This is a genomic window from Faecalibacterium sp. DFI.5.82, from assembly GCF_029076575.1.
GTDB lineage: Bacteria > Bacillota > Clostridia > Oscillospirales > Ruminococcaceae > Faecalibacterium > Faecalibacterium duncaniae.
In genome coordinates, this window is sequence record NZ_JARFIS010001036.1 from 1 (window position 1) to 291 (window position 291).

General features: G+C 61.5%; 1 pseudogene. It reads right to left on the reverse strand.

The annotated features are described in order from the left end of the window. Positions 1-291: pseudogene (locus P0G09_RS20025) on the reverse strand (hypothetical protein); the annotation flags it as partial.

Sequence of the window (291 nt, forward strand, 5' to 3'; positions counted from 1 at the left end):
GACGAGGATGCTTGGGGTTCGAGAAGAGCTCCTGCGGGGGCTCATCTTCCTGGATCCTGCCCTCATCGATGAAGATGACGCGGTTGGATACCTCGCGGGCAAAGCCCATCTCGTGGGTGAGGGCCACCAGATCAATGACATGGCCGTGGGCATCGTCCTTGGTATCCACATCGTCGCCGTAGGGGCGGTCGGCCGTGGTGAAAAGGTCGCCGGCCCGGGCGTTGTCCTCGTGCTGCTTCATGGAGCAGTAGTCCGTGCCCGTGAAGATGAGGACCAGGCTCATCACAATGG